Origin of the sequence: Pectobacterium artocarpous, assembly GCF_046159765.1 — a bacterium.
GTDB lineage: Bacteria > Pseudomonadota > Gammaproteobacteria > Enterobacterales > Enterobacteriaceae > Pectobacterium.
Window position 1 is genome coordinate 70,419 of sequence record NZ_JBJXVK010000023.1, and the last position, 20,608, is coordinate 91,026.

Annotated in this window: 15 protein-coding genes and 1 pseudogene; 8 read left to right on the forward strand and 8 right to left on the reverse strand. The window is 51.6% G+C overall.

Annotated elements, in window-relative coordinates; genetic code table 11:
• Window positions 1-418: 418 nt before the first annotated feature.
• The 4 genes and pseudogenes from garD (at window position 419) to ACKQAD_RS15375 (ending at window position 5,318) form a co-directional block, all read left to right on the forward strand.
• On the forward strand, window positions 419-1,993 hold the full coding sequence (gene garD / locus ACKQAD_RS15360) for a galactarate dehydratase (RefSeq protein WP_409160949.1): 1,575 nt from the start codon (window positions 419-421) through the stop codon (window positions 1,991-1,993).
• Between the two features lie 658 nt (window positions 1,994-2,651).
• The gene (locus ACKQAD_RS15365; RefSeq protein ID WP_409160950.1) at window positions 2,652-4,187 is read left to right on the forward strand and encodes a methyl-accepting chemotaxis protein; all 1,536 of its coding nucleotides are present in this window, start codon (window positions 2,652-2,654) and stop codon (window positions 4,185-4,187) included.
• Window positions 4,188-4,614: 427 nt separating this feature from the next.
• Window positions 4,615-4,767, forward strand: a pseudogene (locus ACKQAD_RS15370) (FlxA-like family protein); the annotation flags it as partial.
• Between the two features lie 200 nt (window positions 4,768-4,967).
• Complete coding sequence (locus tag ACKQAD_RS15375) at window positions 4,968-5,318, forward strand: FlxA-like family protein (RefSeq protein WP_409160951.1); 351 nt, start codon at window positions 4,968-4,970, stop codon at window positions 5,316-5,318.
• A 216-nt stretch (window positions 5,319-5,534) separates the two neighbouring features.
• On the opposite strand, the gene ACKQAD_RS15380 is transcribed toward ACKQAD_RS15375, so the two are convergent.
• The 5 genes from ACKQAD_RS15380 to ACKQAD_RS15400 all read right to left on the reverse strand — a co-directional run bounded on the left by ACKQAD_RS15380 (window position 5,535) and on the right by ACKQAD_RS15400 (window position 13,758).
• Complete coding sequence (locus tag ACKQAD_RS15380) at window positions 5,535-5,756, reverse strand: DUF3820 family protein (RefSeq protein WP_409160952.1); 222 nt, start codon at window positions 5,754-5,756, stop codon at window positions 5,535-5,537.
• A gap of 3 nt (window positions 5,757-5,759) precedes the next feature.
• Window positions 5,760-7,814, reverse strand: a complete 2,055-nt coding sequence (gene ligA, locus ACKQAD_RS15385; protein ID WP_409160953.1) for an NAD-dependent DNA ligase LigA — start codon at window positions 7,812-7,814, stop codon at window positions 5,760-5,762.
• Window positions 7,815-7,947: 133 nt separating this feature from the next.
• Window positions 7,948-9,384, reverse strand: coding sequence for a bifunctional D-glycero-beta-D-manno-heptose-7-phosphate kinase/D-glycero-beta-D-manno-heptose 1-phosphate adenylyltransferase HldE (gene hldE / locus ACKQAD_RS15390; RefSeq protein ID WP_409160954.1), 1,437 nt, complete (start codon window positions 9,382-9,384; stop codon window positions 7,948-7,950).
• 127 nt (window positions 9,385-9,511) lie between these two features.
• Window positions 9,512-12,367 carry a bifunctional [glutamate--ammonia ligase]-adenylyl-L-tyrosine phosphorylase/[glutamate--ammonia-ligase] adenylyltransferase gene (glnE, locus tag ACKQAD_RS15395; RefSeq protein ID WP_409160955.1) on the reverse strand — a complete coding sequence of 952 codons (2,856 nt, stop codon included), beginning with the start codon at window positions 12,365-12,367 and terminating at the stop codon, window positions 9,512-9,514.
• A 62-nt stretch (window positions 12,368-12,429) separates the two neighbouring features.
• Entirely contained in the window at window positions 12,430-13,758 is a 1,329-nt protein-coding gene (locus tag ACKQAD_RS15400; RefSeq protein ID WP_409160956.1) for a CYTH domain-containing protein, read from the reverse strand.
• Window positions 13,759-14,022: 264 nt separating this feature from the next.
• Between ACKQAD_RS15400 and ACKQAD_RS15405 the strand changes: the two genes are divergently transcribed.
• Together ACKQAD_RS15405 and ACKQAD_RS15410 are read left to right on the forward strand one after the other, a co-directional pair.
• The gene (locus ACKQAD_RS15405) at window positions 14,023-14,643 is read left to right on the forward strand and encodes a TIGR04211 family SH3 domain-containing protein (RefSeq protein ID WP_409160957.1); all 621 of its coding nucleotides are present in this window, start codon (window positions 14,023-14,025) and stop codon (window positions 14,641-14,643) included.
• Window positions 14,644-14,749: 106 nt separating this feature from the next.
• Entirely contained in the window at window positions 14,750-15,994 is a 1,245-nt protein-coding gene (locus tag ACKQAD_RS15410) for a multifunctional CCA addition/repair protein (RefSeq protein ID WP_409160958.1), read from the forward strand.
• Window positions 15,995-16,057: 63 nt separating this feature from the next.
• Here ACKQAD_RS15410 and bacA read toward each other — a convergent pair whose 3' ends face one another.
• Both bacA and folB read right to left on the reverse strand, forming a co-directional pair.
• A complete protein-coding gene (gene bacA / locus ACKQAD_RS15415) occupies window positions 16,058-16,876 on the reverse strand; it encodes an undecaprenyl-diphosphate phosphatase (RefSeq protein ID WP_409160959.1) in 819 nt (272 codons plus the stop codon).
• Window positions 16,877-17,022: 146 nt separating this feature from the next.
• The gene (folB, locus tag ACKQAD_RS15420; protein WP_409160960.1) at window positions 17,023-17,376 is read right to left on the reverse strand and encodes a bifunctional dihydroneopterin aldolase/7,8-dihydroneopterin epimerase; all 354 of its coding nucleotides are present in this window, start codon (window positions 17,374-17,376) and stop codon (window positions 17,023-17,025) included.
• 107 nt (window positions 17,377-17,483) lie between these two features.
• Between folB and plsY the strand changes: the two genes are divergently transcribed.
• The gene (gene plsY / locus ACKQAD_RS15425) at window positions 17,484-18,119 is read left to right on the forward strand and encodes a glycerol-3-phosphate 1-O-acyltransferase PlsY (RefSeq protein WP_409160961.1); all 636 of its coding nucleotides are present in this window, start codon (window positions 17,484-17,486) and stop codon (window positions 18,117-18,119) included.
• A 46-nt stretch (window positions 18,120-18,165) separates the two neighbouring features.
• Here the strand turns inward: plsY and ACKQAD_RS15430 are convergent, their stop codons facing one another.
• The gene (locus ACKQAD_RS15430) at window positions 18,166-19,752 is read right to left on the reverse strand and encodes a methyl-accepting chemotaxis protein (RefSeq protein WP_409160962.1); all 1,587 of its coding nucleotides are present in this window, start codon (window positions 19,750-19,752) and stop codon (window positions 18,166-18,168) included.
• 247 nt (window positions 19,753-19,999) lie between these two features.
• Between ACKQAD_RS15430 and ppa the strand changes: the two genes are divergently transcribed.
• On the forward strand, window positions 20,000-20,530 hold the full coding sequence (ppa, locus tag ACKQAD_RS15435; RefSeq protein ID WP_039350246.1) for an inorganic diphosphatase: 531 nt from the start codon (window positions 20,000-20,002) through the stop codon (window positions 20,528-20,530).
• Window positions 20,531-20,608: the final 78 nt, after the last annotated feature.

Genomic DNA, 20,608 nt, shown 5'->3' on the forward strand with positions numbered 1-20,608 from the left:
AGGCTATATAGCTTCAAAGTAATTCGCTGACATCATCAATTCGCCAGATCATTATAAATTTTACCTACAGACCGCTCACTAGATAAAAGCCCAACATTAAAAATGTCCTTTTGAATATGTTGGTGCACTTGCCCTATATAGTGCGAGGTATTTCACGAAAAATCCCGTCATTCTCTTTTTACACTCATAGATATTATTTTTATTTCAGTCTTAAAAACCACGCACCGAAAGAATGTGATCAAACTCACCAAAAACTGGGTCTTCGCCTGATAAATCAGAAGTAAAAACCCTTGGCTTAGGTCAATTGCATAATGTACGAGAAAAGAACCTCACGTATACTCATTATCGAGCAATGAAGTAATAGCGTGGTAATCGTTGCCACGGCGTTTCTGATAAACCAATAATAAAGGCTTGCATCATGTCAGAGAAATCAGAAAGTAATGCTGCACAAGAGCAGCCACTTTATATTAAAGTCCACGATTCTGATAATGTTGCCATTGTTGTTAATAATAATGGCTTACGTGCCGGAACCCGTTTTAATGATAATCTGGAATTAATTGAACATGTTCCGCAGGGTCACAAAGTTGCCCTTGTTGATATCGCCAAATCAGGCGCAATTATCCGCTATGGTGAAATTATCGGGTATGCGCTGCGCGATATTGCTAAAGGAAGCTGGATTGATGAATCCTTAGTCGAGTTGCCTCAGGCCCCCGCACTGGACACCCTGCCGCTGGCGACCAGAATCCCGCCTTCCCTTCCTCCGCTGGAAGGCTACACCTTTGAAGGTTACCGCAACGCCGATGGCAGCGTAGGTACGAAAAATTTGCTGGGCATTAGCACCAGCGTGCACTGCGTCGCGGGCGTGGTGGACTACGTCGTCAAAATTATCGAGCGGGATTTGTTACCAAAATATCCCAATGTGGACGGCGTTGTCGCGCTCAACCATCTCTACGGCTGCGGCGTCGCGATCAACGCGCCTGCTGCAGTCGTTCCTATTCGCACCATTCACAATCTGGCGCTGAACCCGAATTTTGGCGGCGAGATACTGGTGGTAGGGTTAGGCTGTGAAAAATTACAGCCAGAACGCCTGCTGGAAGGGACGTCAGACGTACAGACCATCGCCCTTGATGACAGCAGTATTGTCCGCTTGCAGGATGAACACCACGTGGGTTTTAGATCGATGGTGGATGACATTCTGACGATGGCAGACAAACACCTGCAACAGTTGAACAAACGTCAGCGAGAAACCTGTCCGGCATCAGAATTGGTTGTCGGCATGCAGTGTGGCGGCAGCGATGCTTTCTCTGGCGTTACCGCTAATCCAGCCGTCGGTTTTGCGTCCGACCTGCTGGTACGCTGCGGCGCAACCGTGATGTTCTCCGAAGTGACCGAAGTCCGCGACGCCATTCATCTGTTAACACCGCGCGCCATCAATGAAGAAGTTGGTAAACGTCTGCTGGAAGAAATGGCCTGGTACGATAATTACCTCGACAGCGGCCAGACCGATCGTAGCGCCAACCCCTCTCCGGGCAATAAAAAAGGAGGACTAGCGAACGTGGTGGAAAAAGCGCTCGGCTCCATCGCCAAATCCGGCACCAGCGCCATTGTCGAAGTTCTGTCCCCCGGCCAGCGCCCAACCAAATGCGGGCTGATTTACGCCGCAACGCCCGCCAGTGACTTCGTGTGCGGCACGCAACAGCTTGCTTCCGGTATCACCGTGCAGGTCTTCACCACCGGTCGCGGTACGCCCTATGGTCTGCTCGCGGTGCCCGTCATCAAAATGGCAACCCGTACTGCACTGGCAAACCGCTGGCACGATCTGATGGATATTGATGCCGGTACGATTGCTACCGGAGAAGCGACGATCGAAGATGTGGGCTGGCAGCTTTTCCACTTCATTTTGGATATCGCCAGCGGCAAGAAAAAAACCTGGTCCGATCAGTGGGGGCTCCATAACGCACTGGCCGTTTTCAATCCGGCACCGGTGACCTGATTATCATTCTCCGCAGGCCAGACCCATTATCTGACCTGCGGATGGCGTTATTTGATCTACAATAAATTCAGCGTCAATAAAAACGAAATAAAATCGGTAATTAAAAAAATAAACCGCAGCGCGGCAACATTTAATTTCATTCGCGCAAAGAAAAAACAAAAAAAACTTAACAAATAATTCTTCTTAGCGTCAATTTCATTGATTCCAAAAACCCTTTACCCCCTATTTACCTCCCTACCTATTTTAAATCATTTTTACCGATTATTTATTGCCAATAAAATGAATCAATTGACAGGTAACCGTCCTCATCATAAATTTATGCGTGCTGAAAAATCGTGCTAACACTGATGAAATGTTTGTTACAAAAATATAGTTACAAAATCACCATCACGCACAATATAGGGTCAATAAGCCCGCTCATAAACAATACCTGGCATTACTTTATATAAATGAGTGAGTCGCCCAAAAAATTTCAGTATACCCATTTGAATAACTTGAATATTTACACAGCAATATTCCTAACAGATTTCACGGGATGTACCACGCGGCAGCGACACAACGTATCAGCCTCTGTAATAATCAGAACAACTGAGACGAGAAGAGCGGTCAGTATGGCTGAACCTGGGAACTGAGTGGGATACGTACGCCGGGGGTTCTCATGAGAGTGAATACACCTGTTACACAGCAGGAGTATCTGTTAGACATGGACACTATATTGATGTCCACGACAAATATTCACAGCCACATTACTTATGCCAACTCTGCCTTCATTAAAGTTAGCGGTTTTTCTGAAGAGCAACTCATCAACCAACCACACAATATTGTGCGTCATCCTGACATGCCCGTTGAAGCCTATGCCGACATGTGGTTTACGTTGAAACAGGGGGATAGCTGGACCGGACTCGTCAAAAATCGTCGCAACAACGGCGATCACTACTGGGTTCGCGCCAACGTTACGCCGGTCTACCAGCAAGAGCATCTCGCGGGCTATATCTCGGTACGTAACACGCCCAGCGCCGAAGAGATCAAGTCTGCCGACACACTGTATAGCGCCGTACAGAAAAAACAGGCGGGCAACCGTAAATTCTACAAAGGGCTGGTGGTTCGTACCGGACTCTTTGCGCCACTGTCGCTGTTGCAGAAATTGCCAGTCCGCTGGCGCTTACGCATCGCGGTATTGACGGCGGGAATCGTTCCCACGCTGCTTGCTTTCAGCGGCATGAATCCTCTGTGGCTGCTGGCACTCGCGCTGTTACTCATTGTCATCATGGATCAGTTTCTGCAAAAGCAAATTGCACAACCAATCAGGACGATACTGAAGCAGGCTCAGCATGTGGTCTCAGGCCGTAAAGTAAAGCATATCCATCTGAATCGGGTAGACGAAATCGGCTTGCTGTTGCGTTCCGTGAACCAGTTTAGCCTGAATTTGCACTCGCTTGTTGATGACGTCAGCACGCAGGTAAACGGTATTACCAACGTCAGCCATAAGCTGGCGGAAAACAATATCGACCTAAATACGCGTACGGAAGAAACCTCGACAAATCTGCAACAAACCGCTGCTGCCATTGAAGAAATTACCGTTGCAGTGCAGCAGAGTGCAGAAACAGCGGCACAGGCTACCACCATGGCAGAAGCCGCCAGCAGTACCGCACTGAGAGGTGGCAATATCATGAAGGAAGCCATTGGCATGATGGATTCCATTTCCAGCGCCAGCGATAAAATCGTTGATATCATTGGCGTGATAGACAGTATTGCCTTCCAGACTAACATCCTTGCGCTGAATGCGGCGGTTGAAGCAGCGCGTGCCGGCGTACAGGGACGAGGGTTTGCCGTGGTAGCCGCCGAGGTTCGTAATTTAGCGCAGCATTCCGCCTCTGCGGCCAAGGAGATTAAAGCGCTCATCGACGCCAACGTTGAGAGCGTGAAACAAGGCAGCACAATGGTAGAAAACGCGGGCAAAAATATCAGCGACATCGTTGATGAAGTCTTGCAAGTCTCTGGCATGATCAAAGAGATCAGCAACGCAACACATGAGCAAACCTCGGCATTGGGCCTGATCAATACCTCTATTGCACAGATAGAACAAATGACACAGCGCAATACCGATATGGTTACGCACTCTACAGAAGCCGCTGAAGGGCTAAATCTTCAGGCCAGACGGCTGAATAGCGCAATTAACGTGTACGGCAGTTAACGGGCGTCATCTTTTCAATTACGGCAAGGGAGCAGGACAGCGCCCTTGCCAGCAGCCTTCTTTTTCCTTCCAGCGAATGCACAGTAGCCCAACCCGTTTGTAAGCTTTTCGTCAAGAAAAGCGCGACACATCAGATGATAATCGGAGAATTGACTTATTTCAGGAGGAAGTGATATCTAATGATATCAGCCGGATTACAATGAGTACGTTGTCAAACGTAGCAGTGGCGGCTTCTGTGTCCAATAAGTCTGCATCAAATACAGAGAGTAAAGCTTCATCCACCTATAATCGGGTAGTGGCGCTCAACAAAAAATTTCCGCGATACAAAATCAAATAAAGCAGCTGACTAAAAGCTAAAAGAGCTGGGCGCATACGCCGAAAAAGCGAAAAGTGAAGCCGAGCGCAAACTTATCAAACAGCAGCAGATGATTTGATCCAGGCGCAAATTCAGGCACGCTATGCCGAAATTGCCCGTATCCAAAAAGAAGAAGCAGAAAAGAAAGCGGCCGAGGCTGCGTCAAAAGCGACATCACAACAAACTGAAAATAAAGAAAAAATCGGTGTCGATATCTACGTCTGACCGTAATATCTGATGCATTGTCCTCTTTAATTTCTTTCCCTTTCCTGACCAATACATTTTGTTACATTCACTATCGGAAAAGTGGGTATTTCATGTTTCATTACCAACAATATCCCCCTCGAGAAAGTGCTTAAATTGCCGATGTAACAGCTTGTACCCCACATCATTCGGGTATATCGGCATCTTTTCAGGAGGGAAAAATGTCAAACACCATCAGCAGTATCAACGTAACGACAACAGCAAGCAGCAGTAAAAGCAGCAATACCTCAGAGCAACAAATTGCTCAGCTAACTAAGCAGGTTCAAACGCTGACCAAACAGGTAAGTAAACTGACCGAATCCGCTTCCAATGCTGAAAGTGATGAAGAACGTAAACTGATCGAACAACAACAACAGGCAATCCAAGCACAGATCCAGACGTTACAGGCACAAATTGCACGCTTGCAGAGTGAAAAATCAGAACAACAGTCTGATTCTTCTTCGACACAAAGTGCTAAACAAGAAGGCGTTAACCGTCCAACAGCAGACAACCAGATTAATATTTACGTCTAGTCTGCGTCAGGGGTGGGATAGCCAGTAAAGGTAAAAGGTCGCTTCATTGCCTGCTAATGCCAATCGTTTAAAAACCGAGATACACGGAGCGACAACGAGGTGAGGTATCGCTACGGGAACCTCATCTCCGTGTTTCTCCTAAAATAAGTCTTAAACGACCAGCTTTGCTTGATTGAAGCGACTTTTTCGTCAAAAGTTACCGCAGAAAATGGATGGTCAGGAACGGGGCCGCTTTAGCGGTGTTACCAACCCTTGCAGACCCTCTATCTTGATTGCCAGCGTCATTTTCATCAATTCCCCTAAACGACCGTTAGGAAATTCGTCCTTGCGGGAGAACCACAGCAGGTACTCTTCCGGTAAATCAATCAGCACTCGCCCTTTGTATTTACCAAAGGGCATCTGCATCCTGGCAATGTCTATCAGGTCTTCTTTTTCCACCGCTTACTCTCCGAATAGTCGGACCATTTCCGCCTCGTCGAGCACCGGGATCCCCAGTTCCTGCGCCTTCGCCAGCTTAGAGCCAGCGGCTTCACCCGCGATCACCATGTCGGTTTTCTTCGAGACACTGCCACTCACTTTTGCCCCTAACGCCGTGAGTCGATCTTTGGCTTCGTCGCGGGACAAAATGCTCAGCGATCCGGTTAATACCACCGTTTTTCCGGCAAATGGGCTGTCGATCTCTTCCGCATTGACGACCTGAACCTCAGGCCAGCGAATGTTGATGCCTTCGGGATCGGTCAGTTCACGGATGACAGTTTGGTTATGTTCTTCTTCAAGGAAATGACGCACATGAGCAGCAACGACTTTACCAACATCCGGCACAGCCAGCAGTGTCTCTTCATCGGCGGCAAAAAGCGCCTCTAGCGAACCAAAATGGGCCGCCAGATTGGCTGCGGTTGATTCGCCCACATCACGAATCCCTAACGCATACAGAAAGCGCGCCAGCGTAGTGCTTTTCGCTTTTTCCAGCGCATTGACCAAATTCGTCGCAGACTTCGGCCCCATGCGATCCAACCCCGTCATGATCCCAGCGCTCAAGCGAAACAGGTCGGCTGGCGTCTTGACGTACTCTTTTTCCACCAGTTGATCGATGATTTTATCACCCATCCCCTCGACATCCAGCGCACGGCGAGACACAAAATGCTTCAGCGCCTCTTTACGCTGGGCACCACAGATCAAACCACCGGTACAGCGCGTAACAGCCTCCCCTTCGACGCGTTCAACATCCGATCCACACACAGGACAGGCCGCAGGGAACACGATCGGTTGTACTGTTTCTGGCCGTTCAGATTCCACGATACCGACGATCTGCGGGATCACATCCCCCGCTCTACGGACAATCACGCGATCGCCAATTTGCAAACCTAACCGATCAATCTCATCCGCATTGTGCAATGTGGCATTGCTAACGATGACCCCAGCCACCGCGACCGGCTCCAGACGCGCGACCGGCGTAATTGCCCCTGTGCGCCCAACCTGAAACTCAACATCACGCACCCAAGTCAACTGTTCTTGCGCTGGGAATTTAAAAGCCACCGCCCAGCGGGGTGCACGAGCAACGAACCCTAATCGCTCCTGCAATGCCAGAGAATCCACTTTGACAACGACACCATCAATATCAAAGCCTAACGAACTGCGCGTCTGTTCAACCTGGCGATAAAAATCGAGCACTTCGGCCGATCCAGTACAGAGCTTAATTTTATCGCTAACCGGCAATCCCCACGCCTTGAACTGCATCAACCGCTCCCAGTGGCTTGCAGGCAGTTCACCGCCTTCCAACAGACCGACGCCATAGCAGAAGAAAGTCAGCGGACGTTTAGCGGTAATGCGTGGGTCGAGTTGGCGCAGCGATCCAGCAGCGGCATTACGCGGATTAGCAAAGACTTTGCTCCCTGTACGGCGGGCTTCTTCGTTCAGCTTTTCAAAACCGCTGTGTTTCATAAACACTTCACCACGCACTTCAACGCGGCGCGGAATATTTTCACCTTCAAGGCGTAATGGAATCGCCCCAACAGTACGAATGTTGCTGGTGATATTTTCCCCGGTCGTTCCATCACCGCGCGTGGCCGCCTGAACCAGAACACCGTCTTCATACAACAGGCTCACCGCTAAACCATCCAACTTTAGCTCGCAGCAGAATGTCAGATCGTCACCATTTTTCAGCCTGTCGCTAATTCGCTTGCTGAAGGCCAGATAGCTCTCTTCATCAAATACGTTATCCAGCGATAACATCGGCACTTCATGGCGTACCTGTTCAAATGCCGCCAACGGTGCCGCCCCCACTCGCTGCGTAGGAGAATCGCTGGTTACCAGCGCGGGGTGATCCGCCTCCAATGCTTTCAGTTCCTGCATGAGTTTGTCATATTCAACATCAGGGATTTCGGGCGCATCTTCAACATGATATTTGTATTCGTGATGGCGTAAGACCCGGCGCAACTCCGCAACCCGCAGTGCGACCGCATTCACTTCGGCTGGTTCTTTCTTCACTGGTTTCATACCTGTTTTATCTGACGTGTCGCCCTGTCGGCGTTATGATTGTTATGATTCTCGCCCATGATGAGCAAAGCGAGAATCATTAGCTTGCGGCCTGAACGGCGACATAATGATTCAAACGCCGTCAGTTTTATTTTTAAGATTCAGAGGCGTTGGCTTTAATCGTATTGATAATGTTCGTCGTGGAGCAGCCGTCCTCAAAGTTCAGGACTTTCACTTCACCGCCGTTAGCCCAGACTTCTTCGCTACCAGCGATTTGATCTGGCTGATAATCTCCGCCTTTCACCAGAATGTCCGGCAGAATGCTGGCAATCAGGCGTTGCGGCGTATCTTCTTCAAACGGCACAACCCAATCGACGGCTTCCAGCGCACCCAGCACGATCATCCGCTGCGTCAACGGGTTGACGGGGCGAGTCGGCCCTTTTAGGCGTTTGGTTGAAGCATCGCTGTTGACTGCAACGATTAACCGATCGCCAAGTTTGCGGGCGTTTGCCAAATAAGATACGTGCCCAGCGTGCAGAATATCGAAGCAGCCGTTGGTCATCACAATCTTTTCGCCCCGCTGGCGCGCCAGTTCAACCGCATGTTTCAGTTGTTCTTCTGTCATCACGCCAAACCCGATATCGGCACGGCCACGGATCGCATTTTCCAACTCAATCGGAGTGACCGTTGACGTACCCAGTTTGCCAACAACGACGCCTGCGGCAGCATTCGCCAGGAAACAGGCTTCTTCCAGCGGGTTACCCGCCGCCAGCGCAGCGGCCAGCACGCCAATGACGGTATCGCCCGCACCGGTCACGTCATACACTTCCTGCGCCTGCGTTGGCAAATGCAACGGTGCCTTACCAGGCTGTAGCAGCGTCATTCCTTGCTCGGAACGCGTGATAAGCAATGCGGACAGATCGTAATCGGCCACCAGTTGCATACCACGTTCAACCAGCTCTTCTTCCGTTTTGCAGCGTCCAGCAACCGCTTCAAATTCAGACAGGTTCGGCGTCAGCAACGTCGCACCGCGGTAGCGGGAAAAGTCCGTGCCTTTCGGGTCGATCAGCACCGGAACACCTGCGGCTTTTGCCGTCTGAATCATAGTTTGCACGTGGGCTAACGCGCCTTTTGCATAGTCAGACAGAACCAGTGCGCCAATTTTTGGCAGCGTCAGTTGAATACGCTCGATGATCGGCTGGGGATCAATCCCCTCAAAGCCTTCCTCAAAATCCAGTCGGATCAGTTGCTGATTACGCGATAGCACACGCAGTTTGGTAATCGTCGGGTGTGTAGGAACCGAGACAAAATCGCACTTCACATTCACTTCGCCAAGTTTGGCATTCAGCGCGCGTGCAGCATCATCAATCCCCGTTAGCCCCACAAGTCGCGACCCCGCGCCCAGCGCTGCGATATTCATCGCGACATTCGCCGCACCGCCAGGACGCTCTTCGATCGTGTCCACCTTGACCACAGGGACGGGTGCCTCTGGTGAAATTCGGCTGGTCGGCCCATACCAGTAACGATCCAGCATGACATCACCCACCACTAACACACACGCTTGACGGAAATCAGGCAGCGTCACTTTCATCCTCTACTCCAGGCTTATTTCGCATAATGCGCGTAATAATATCATAGGCACGATTATTACACGTCACCGCCGCATCACCAGACGCGGCATTTATCAATAACCCCTTGTCTAGATAGACAGAGGACATTTACTCTCCCACCAGCCACTTATTCCAGCTTACTAGCACCTGCTCTCGCTCCGCCACAAACCGATCTTTGCTGACTCGACCAGACAGTTCCTGCAAGGCCAGATGGTGCAGCTCATTACGCATGGTGACATAGGCCAGCTTGAGCGCATTGGCTTCTCTCTCTTCCATTACGCCATATTGCGCCATCAGTTCCAGAATGCGCACATTGTCTGACCAACGGGTCAAACGCGACTCCTGAGCGGCGTAACGCAGCACCAGATATTGGGCGATAAATTCGATATCCGTAATGCCGCCCGCATCCGTTTTGATGTCAAAGCGCGTTTTATCTTTGTTTCCCAGATGCTGACGCATTTTTTCCCGCATTTCTCGCACTTCAGTTCGCAGAGTATCCGCGTCACGCTCTGCGCAGAGAATGCGGCGGCGAATAGACTCAAATGTCTGCTGCACACCGCTTTCGCCGTACACCATGCGTGCGCGCACCAGCGCCTGATGCTCCCACGTCCACGCCTCATTACGTTGATACTCATCAAATGCTTCTACCGTACTCACCAACATGCCAGCCGCGCCAGATGGCCGCAGACGGGCATCCACTTCATACAAAATGCCTGATGACGTCCGGGTGCTAAATAGGTGCATCACACGCTGTGCGAGACGCAGGTAGAACTGGCGACCATCAATACTGCGTTCGCCATCCGTCATCACGTCTGATGGGCAATCCAGCAAGAACACCAGATCCAGATCGGAGCTATACCCCAGCTCCCAGCCGCCGAGCTTGCCATAGGCAATCACGGCAAACCCACGACCTTCACGATGCTGCAAATGGGACGGCTGGCCGTAGCGTGCCACCATCTGTCCCCACGCCTGCTGAACCACTGCCGCGATAATCGCTTCTGCCAAATACGTTAAGTGATCGCTCACTTTCATCACCGGTAGGACGCCGCCGATATCACCAGCAGCGATGCGGAGTTGTTGCGACTGTTTAAACTGGCGAACTGCTTCCAACTGTTGTTCTTCATCATCCTCAGGAACGCGCATCAAATACTGGCGTAGCTCATCGGCATACGCGCCCGGTGCCGTCGGCTGATACAGCGTGGACGCATCGAGCAGTTCATCCAGTAGCAGGGGATAGCGAGCCAGTTGGCTGGCCACCATCGGCGAAGCCGCACACAGGCGAATCAACTGACCGAGCGCAGCTCGGGACTCCAACAACAGTTCGAGATAGGTGGTACGAGTAACGATCCCCAGCAGCAGCGGCGTTAATCGAGACAATACCGTATCCGCCTCCTGACGAGCGCAGACCTCCGCCAGTAAGCACGGCATAAGCTGATCCAGCACATCCCGCCCGCGCGGCCCTATCGTGCGTTTCGCCACATCGTAGCGGAACGCCACAATCGTCTTCATCAGCTTCTCATGCACGATTTCCGTAAGATGTGGCGTCAGCGGGGCCAACTCACCGTCATCCAGCGTATCCTGCCACAGACTGCTATAGCTGCTATGTTCGGGAATATCATTATTGTCTGGCGCATCATCGCCAATCAGATCATCAAATACGTGGCGCACCGCCTGCATATGCTGCGACAGCATGGATTGCAGTGTGTCCCAGTTGTCGACCCCCATTCCCCACGCCATCCGCTGCTGGTTCAGTTCATCACCCGGCAGGGTTTGGGTCTGCTCATCGGCAATGGCCTGCAACAGGTTCTCCAGACGGCGCAGAAACAGGTAAGCGTTACTGAGATCGAGCACCTGCTGCGGCGTTAATAACCCCAGCGCCCCCACATGCTGGAGCGTCGGCAGCAGCGAACGCCCCTGTAATCCCGGCTCACGGCCGCCACGAATCAGTTGGAAAACCTGCGTAATAAATTCGATTTCACGAATCCCACCTGCGCCCAGCTTGATGTTGTTGCGCAGATCCCGGCGACGAACCTCGCGGGCAATCATGCCCTTCATATTTCGCAGCGACTGGATCACGCTGAAATCAATATAGCGCCGGAAGACGAAAGGCTTCAGCGTACTGCGCAGTTCCTGACTATAAGCATCGTCCATTCCGCCCATCAGGCGCGCTTTGACCATCGCATAGCGTTCCCAGTCGCGGCCCTGCTCCTGATAATAATCTTCCATGGCCGCAAAGCTGAGTACCAGCGGTCCACTGTCGCCAAAGGGACGTAGCCGCATATCCACACGGTAAACAAAACCATCGACGGTCGGCTGATCCAGCACCTTAATGAGCCGTTGCCCCAGACGTGTGAAGAACTGCGCGTTATCCAGCTCGCGCCGCCCCCCCTGCGTGTGACCATTTTCGGGGTAGACGAAGATCAGATCGATATCCGAAGAGAAGTTAAGCTCTCCCCCGCCCAGTTTTCCCATGCCAAGAATCAGCAGCGGCTGAGCTACACCCTGCGGGTTGCAAGGCGTTCCCCACTCGCGACAGCAGGCCTGATATAGCCAGCTTCTGGCTGCGACAATCACCACTTCGGCCAGTTCACTCAACTGATGCAGCGTGTGTTCCGTGGTGCTGGTTTGTAGCGCCTGCGACCACGCAATGCGCGTCAGCATCTGACGGCGAAACCGACGTAATGTCGCCATCAACGCATTTTCATCGTTAACATCGGCCAGAGCGTTCTTCAACCAGTCGGCATAGTGCTGCCACTCTTCGGGCTGCGGCGGTTGCTGATGAATCCCTTGCCACCAGTCAGGATGCAGCGCAAGCGCATCGCTGACAAAATCGCTCAATGCCAAAACAACGGCGTCGCTGTCCGTTATCGGTTCATCAGGCGCGGCTTCCCGCAAACGCGAGAGCGCACGCTGAGATTGTTCCGCCAAAAGCAGAGGTAAAGCAGGCAAAGGAAGTATCGGCATGGGGGGGTCCCTTAATGCGCCGCCTACCCTTACTGACAAGCGGCAGTTAACGGTTACTGTAACTATCCGCCGCTATGTAGCCAGAACGGAGACAGGGTCAGCACCTCTTTACGGTAGGCTTCCAGATACACGGAAGGCGCCTTCCCGGCAGCGAGTCGCTCTATTTCCTGTAATAACGCTCGCCAATGTTCAACATAGGCTTCCACTTGTTCCACCGGATATGCGCCGGATAAGAGAAGAAAAGCACAGATATTACGTTGCAGACGAGGGATTTGCTGTTCGTACTGTGTTTCCGTCAATTTAGAAGCAAAAGCGCTTTTCAGATCGGCGGTGATACGGCTTAGCATGATGTCGGCAAAGCGTTTGAACGATCCCTGTAGCTTAATGCGATCTTTATTATCCATGTGGTCCCTCCAGCCGGACTCGACCAGCCAGGAAGTCAGTACCAACTTACTTTGCAGGTAGTCAGTGCTGTAACAGACGTCTGCGCCGCTGGAGCTTTGTAACCGAGCCTCCAAAGTAGCAAGAGCAGAACGAAAAAGCGTGGTGACCTTGCGTAGCACGACACCGCCTACCAGTACCAGCATTTCACGCATCAACGCGCTGGCCTCAGGCAGCGCACCACGAGCAGAAGGATTCCCTCTAACCCACAGTTCTTCGTGGTATTGCCAGTGGCTCAACGCCAGTTCCAGCGCCGCACGGATGGCCTGATCGATAGTGGTTTTTGGATCGACAACCAATCTATTGAGAGGAAGGCACTCGCGAACCGGGTTACCTTTAGCTAGATGGTATCCGCGCGCAGCCTTACTGAGGCTGCCCTGCCGCATACCGCCAAACTCCGCGATTTCTTTTGCCAGTTCCAGCAGATGGGTGGTCTGCCCCAGCTTAAGCTCCATTTCCAGTTCGCACAGCGGTTCACTTAGATCCCCGGCACGAATCTCACCGCGATCTAACGCAACCTCAATCACGCTCTGGTAGTAAGTAAACACCCACTTTTCACGCGTAAAATCCGTACTAAACAGTGGGTTGAGCGACGATTGCAACGCCTCAATGTCGCAATCTTCCGGCCAGACTTCCGCCGGAAACAGGCTGAGATCCAGCTCAGCTTTCTCCAACGCAACATTATATTCGGGGTGTTGATGCAGCCCGCCAATGACCTTACCGGCTGTCTTCACCGTCATTTCATAGCGTTCATTCTCGCCACGAATACGCAGGCCAATACCATTGCGACGCAGGTAATTATCCGCCGTCTCATAATAAGTATTGCTCAGACGCTGAGCACGCATAGGCTCATACTGGCTATAATCACTCTCCCATTCAGCCAGTTGCGTCAGCAGCAATTCAACGCTGTCTGGATGAACAATAAACTTCAGTTCAATCTCTTCACTCATAGTATTCACAACACCAAGACCACATTCATTATCCTGTCAGTAAATAACATTTTACTTCACCTTACTACCCTTACCGCACACACTCTTTTTCACCTGCGAACAAGCGCGCATTTCTTATGCAAACCGCCCATTAAGTACGTCATGTTCCACGCTTAAACACGCCTCCCACCGCCTTCTAAGACTGTTCTCATTTCGGTTTATACATTGCCTCGTCAGACTTAAGCCTCTACTATCAGACCACCATTAACGCAACATGATGATCTTATGCAGAAATTAGGCTTACTCTGTTTTACTTTATTTTCTCTCACGCTGAGCTGGAGCGCACAGGCGGAAGAAAAACGCTATATTTCCGATGAGTTATTGACGTATGTCCACAGCGGCCCAGGCAATCAATATCGTATCGTCGGCACACTGAATGCGGGTGCAGAGGTCACGTTGCTCAGCGTTAATGAAAACGCGGGCTATGCGCAGATCCGTGACGACAAAAATCGCACGACCTGGATTCCTCTCGACCAGTTGAGCAATACGCCAAGCCTGCGCACACGAGTGCCGGAGCTGGAAAATCAGGTCAAAGACCTGACTGACAAACTGAATAATATCGATCAAACCTGGAACCAGCGTACCGCTGATATGCAGCAAAAAGTCGCTGGCAGCGATAGTGTTATCAACGGGTTACGCCAGGAAAATCAGGATCTGAAAAATCAGCTTATCGTTGCGCAGAAGAAAGTCAGCGCGGCGAATGTCCAGCTTGATGATAAGCAGCGCACCATCATTCTACAGTGGTTTATGTATGGCGGCGGCGTTGCTGGCATAGGCTTGCTGCTGGGTCTACTGTTGCCGCACATTATCCCGCGCAAAAAGAAAAATGACCGCTGGATGAGTTAACCGGAAAATGCCTGCTTCTTGCAGGCATTTTGCTCTGCGGGCAACGCGGCAGCGCAAAGATGGTAGTATGTTGTGAAGTATTGGTTATTGATTCAGGAGCCCGACGTTGAAGATTTACCTTGTCGGCGGCGCTGTTCGGGACAGCCTGCTGGGTTTACCCGTGACCGAGAAAGACTGGGTGGTGGTCGGCACGACGCCGGAAAATCTGCTTGCACAGGGCTATCAACAGGTTGGAAAAGATTTTCCCGTCTTCTTACACCCCGTTAGCCGAGATGAATACGCTCTCGCCCGTACCGAACGCAAATCCGGCAAAGGCTATACCGGGTTTGTCTGCCATGCCGCGCCCGATGTCACGTTAGAGCAGGATTTGCTCCGCCGCGATTTGACCATCAATGCGATGGCCCGCACTAAGCATGGCGAGCTCATCGATCCTTATCATGGCCGTCGCGACCTTGAGAATCGCGTGCTACGACATGTTTCCGACGCATTCAGCGAAGATCCATTACGGGTGCTGCGCGTTGCCCGTTTTGCCGCGCGTTTTGCCCATCTTGGTTTCCAGATTGCAGAGGAAACCATGGCGCTGATGCAAAAAATGGCGCATGAGGGAGAACTGGCCTACCTGACGCCAGAGCGTGTCTGGAAAGAGACGGAAAAAGCACTCGGCACGTCATCGCCAGATGTCTATTTTCAGGTACTGCGTGACTGCGGCGCGCTGGCCGTACTGTTTCCAGAGATTGATAACCTGTACGGTGTGCCCGCCCCTGCCAAATGGCACCCGGAAATTGATACCGGTATTCATACCATGATGACGGTAGCGATGGCTGCACGTCTCAGCTCTGAGATTGACGTACGCTTTGCTACGCTGTGCCACGATTTAGGGAAAGGGCTGACGCCTCCCGAACTGTGGCCACGGCATCACGGACATGGCCCGGCAGGGGTTAAACTGGTTGAAGCTCTGTGTCAACGCCTGCGCGTGCCTAACCCGATTCGCGATCTGGCGAAACTGGTTGCCGAATATCACGACCTGATTCATACCGTGCAGGTGCTGCAACCCAAAACTCTGTTGAAGTTATTTGATGCCATTGACGTCTGGCGCAAGCCGCAGCGTCTGGAGCAGTTAGCGCTCACGAGTGAAGCCGACGCCCGAGGACGGGCGGGTTTTGAAGATACGCCTTATCCACAAAGTGACTATCTGCGTGAAGCCTTCCGTGTTGCCAGCCTGGTCAGCAGTGCGGACGTCGTCGCTGACGGTTTTAAAGGCATTGACGTGCGTAATGAGCTGACACGTCGCCGCACTCAGGCATTGGCAGACTGGAAAGCACAGCAGCCAGATGCACCTGGTGCATCCTGAAACCAAGAGGCCACGCTAATGCGTGGCCTCTTCTCTATCTCACGGTCACGGGTATTCTCAATCTCACATAAACACCATGTAAACCACACCCGCGACGATAAAACGGTAAATCGCGAACGAGACAAACGAGATGCGTTTGATGACTTTCAGGAAGGTTTTAATCGCAATCAGCGCCACGATAAACGCCGTCACAAAACCAACGGCAAACATCGGTACATCGGACAGCGACAGGAAATGCCAGCTTTTATACAAATCCAGAACGGTCGCGCCCAGCATCATGGGAACCGCCAGAATAAACGAGAATTCAGAAGCCGCATAGCGGCTGACGCCCACCAGCATCCCGCCGGAAATGGTCGCTCCCGAACGTGAAAAACCGGGCCACAGCGCCAGACATTGAAAACAACCAATCATAAACGCCTGACGATGCGTGATATCATCCAGCCCGACGGCGCGCGGCTTTTTAGGCTTGAGCCATTCTGCCGCTAACAGCAGGAAACCACCGACAATCAGCGCATACATCACGTTCTGTGGGTAAAACAACGATTTGATCACGTCATGGAAAACCAGTCCAAGCACCACGGCGGGAATCATTGCCAGCAAGATGTGCGTCAACTTCAGTCGACCTGAGGTATGCCCCTCATGCGGCACTTCGCCGAAGTGAATCCCAATCAGGCCAAAGAGACGGCGCCAGAACATCACGACAACGGCCAGAATCGAGCCAAGCTGAATGATCACTTCAAACGTCTTGGCTTTCTCATCAACAAACCCTAACCAATGACCAACAATAATCATATGCCCCGTAGACGATACGGGCAAAAACTCGGTCAGTCCTTCGACCACGCCAAGAATAAATGCGATTAGCAATGAATGCAGGTCAGTCATCTAAAAATCCTTGCCTCTAATAAAAACGAAAATGCAGCCCATAAAAAAGCGGCCGCGTACTTTCGCGAGCCGCTATAACTGGCTTATAGACTGTTTAGGTTACGGTTTAGTTGCACATAAATCAGCATTTTTCTGTTAAATAAGATTTATCGCGTGCCGCGTTCAATAATGACCCCAACCTGACGCGCCTGCGCCACCGCGCCCGGCTTGCTGAGCGTGATCCTCAACCAAGGAATCGAGAAACGCTGCATCAGCATGTGCGCGACTTCTTCAGCGACACGTTCTACCAGAGCAAAGCGCTGGTTTTCCACATGAGCAATCACCGCATCGCTGACATCAGCGTAACTCAGGCAGTCATTCACATCGTCACTGGCGGCTGCCTGACGGTTGTCCCAGCCCATTTCGATATCGAACACCAGTTTCTGCTGGATAGTCTGTTCCCAATCGTAAACACCAATCGTTGTGATTACAGTAAGTTCTTCAATAAATACGATATCCATCACGCCACTCTCTGTTTCTGTCGCTGTCGGATACCACTTCCGACGGAATGTGCGTATTATCCACAGATGAGAAGAGTAAAACGACCCTTATTAAACGGAATGACGTTATGAGTGTTACCGCGCTTGGTATGATGTTAATCGCGTATCTGTGTGGATCTATTTCCAGTGCAATTTTGTTTTGCAGAATTACAGGACTACCTGACCCGCGTCAGCATGGTTCCGGGAACCCCGGAGCGACTAACGTATTACGTATTGGCGGCAAGTCTGCCGCTGCAACCGTATTGGTTTTTGATGTCCTGAAAGGCATGCTGCCAGTCTGGGGCGCTTACGCACTGGGCGTTCCCCCGCTGTATCTCGGGTTAACCGCCATTGCAGCCTGCCTCGGCCATATCTACCCGGTCTTTTTCCACTTTCGCGGCGGCAAAGGTGTGGCAACGGCTTTTGGCGCCATCGCCCCGATCGGCTGGGATCTGACGGGCCTAATGACCGGCACCTGGCTACTGACTGTTCTGCTGAGCGGCTATTCCTCACTCGGTGCCATCGTCAGTGCGCTCATCGCACCGTTTTATGTCTGGTGGTTCAAGCCACAGTTCACTTTCCCCGTCGCGATGCTCTCTTGTCTGATACTGATGCGTCACCACGACAATATTCAACGCCTGTGGCGCGGACAGGAAAGTAAAATCTGGAACAAACTGCGTAAGAAGAAACAGCCAGAGGACGAACCTACTCTCCCCGAAGAATAAGGCAAAAAAATTCCCGTTTTCACGGGAGTTTTTTTATGACGTATGACTAGAATCGTTCGATAGCGGTAAATTCCTGCGACTGCACTTTAAACTGTTCCATGCTTTCAGCCAGCAAACGCGCCTGAACTTCCAGCGAGCGCATGGCCGCGGCGGATTCTTCGACCAGAGACGCATTTTGCTGTGCAACCTCATCCATCTGCGACACCGCCATATTCACCTGCCCAATCCCATTGCTCTGTTCACGCGTTGCCGTTGAGATCTCACGCATCAGGGACGTCACACGCTCGACCGCGTCAGAGACATCATTCATCGTCTCACCCGCCATTTTTGCCATCACGGTGCCTTCACTGACGCGGCTCTGAGATTCTTCCATCAGCGTTTTAATCTCTTTGGCCGATTGCGCACTGCGCTGCGCCAGATTGCGGACTTCACCCGCCACCACGGCAAACCCACGTCCCTGCTCACCCGCACGTGCAGCTTCAACCGCCGCGTTTAGCGCCAGAATATTGGTCTGGAACGCAATGCCGTCAATTACAGCCAGAATATCGGCAATACGCTCCGAACTGTTGGAGATCATCTGCATTTTCTCAATCATGCTGCCCACGGTCTCACTGCCCTTATTGACGATGTCGGACACATTTTGCGCCAGCGTATGTGCTTGCTCCGCGCTCTCCGCGTTCAGTGCTACCGTAGCAGTCAACTGCTCCATACTCGCGGCGGTTTCTTCCAACGATGAGGCTGACTCTTCCGTACGCGCAGCCAGATGAGTATTGCCGGAAGACAACTCACGAGTCCCCACGTCGATCTGCATACCCGCATCGCGGACGCGCCCAACGGCGGTGGCCAGCGAAGACTGCATTGTCTGCATTGACCGAATCAGGCGGCCAATTTCATTATTGCCGCCATCGGCAATGTGCTGGGTCAAATCACCACGGGCAATAAACTCCAGCTGCACGACCGTATCTTCAAGCGGGGACAGGATAGAACGCTTCAGCGCAATCCAGGCCGCAAACACCAGCAGAATAACAACGACACAGGCGATACCAATGATCGTCAGACGCTCGAACGCAAAGCTTTCTGCTTGCGTGAGCATGTTTTCCCCCACTTCCAGCGCGAAGTCGCGAAATTCGTTCGTCACTTTATCCACCTTAACGCTGAGCGGCGGCAACACGTCCTCTAGCAGTTGGTAGTAGGCGTCAACATCACCGCGCTTCAGCGCATCGACCATCGGCTGAACACCAAGGCTCATGTATTGCTCGTAGTTACTTTTAACCTCTGCTGCCATTCGAGCGCCGCGTTCCGTTACGGTGCCGTAAGAAAGAAAGCGCGTCATTTCTTTTTGGGAGAGCGCCGCGTAGGCTTCCGCTCGTGCGACCGATGCATTCGCGAGATCGGTCTGCCCGCTCTCTATCTGGCGAGCAGCCAACTCCGCGCGCGTTCTTGCACGCAACGAAGCGGTATAACTCCCTGCCAGCGCCGTGACTTCTTTCCCCTGAATCTTGTCGATTCTCGTCAGCGAAGTGATTCCCTGATTGATTGAGGTGATACCAATTCCGCAGACCAGCAATAACAGCAGAACCATCGTTCCTAACAAAGCAATCAAGCTCATCTTGATTGTGATATTTCTTAACATTTTTGTTTTCCTGGAATGACAAATGATAAACAAATATGGAGAAAAGCCTCACATAACGTGACCTTTATCATGTTTTTATCGGTATTAAGACTGCTTTCTTTAAAAAAAATTTAGTAACTAAAGTTTTTTTACTTAAACAGCTCACGCGAGCGCACAGCGCTCTGGCACGCTAAAAATCGGGGACATTAAACGCTTTTTGGCTATAATGACGGCCACGCTATTTCAGGTTTAAGAGAAGGAAACCGACATGAGTCTGAACAATGTCCCGGCTGGTAAAGATCTGCCGGAAGATATCTATGTAGTGATTGAAATTCCCGCGAACGCCGATCCGATCAAATATGAAATTGATAAAGATACTGGTGCGCTGTTTGTAGACCGTTTCATGTCTACAGCGATGTTCTACCCATGCAACTACGGCTACATCAACCACACGCTGTCTCTGGATGGCGACCCAGTTGACGTTCTGGTGCCAACCCCGTATCCGTTACAGCCGGGTTCAGTGATCCGCTGCCGTCCTGTTGGCGTGCTGAAAATGACCGACGAAGCAGGCGAAGATGCCAAGCTGGTTGCCGTTCCGCATAGCAAGCTGACGAAAGAATACGATCACATTAAAGACGTTAACGACCTGCCTGAGCTACTGCGTGCACAGATCGGCCACTTCTTTGAGCACTACAAAGATCTGGAAAAAGGCAAGTGGGTGAAAGTTGAAGGTTGGGATAACGCTGAAGCGGCAAAAGCCGAGATCGTTGCTTCCTTCGAGCGCGCGAAAAACAAATAAGCGCCACACCATATGCGTTAACCCCCTTACGGGCTGAGGGATCCCCACAAACCCAGTGCTAATAAACCAGCACCATAT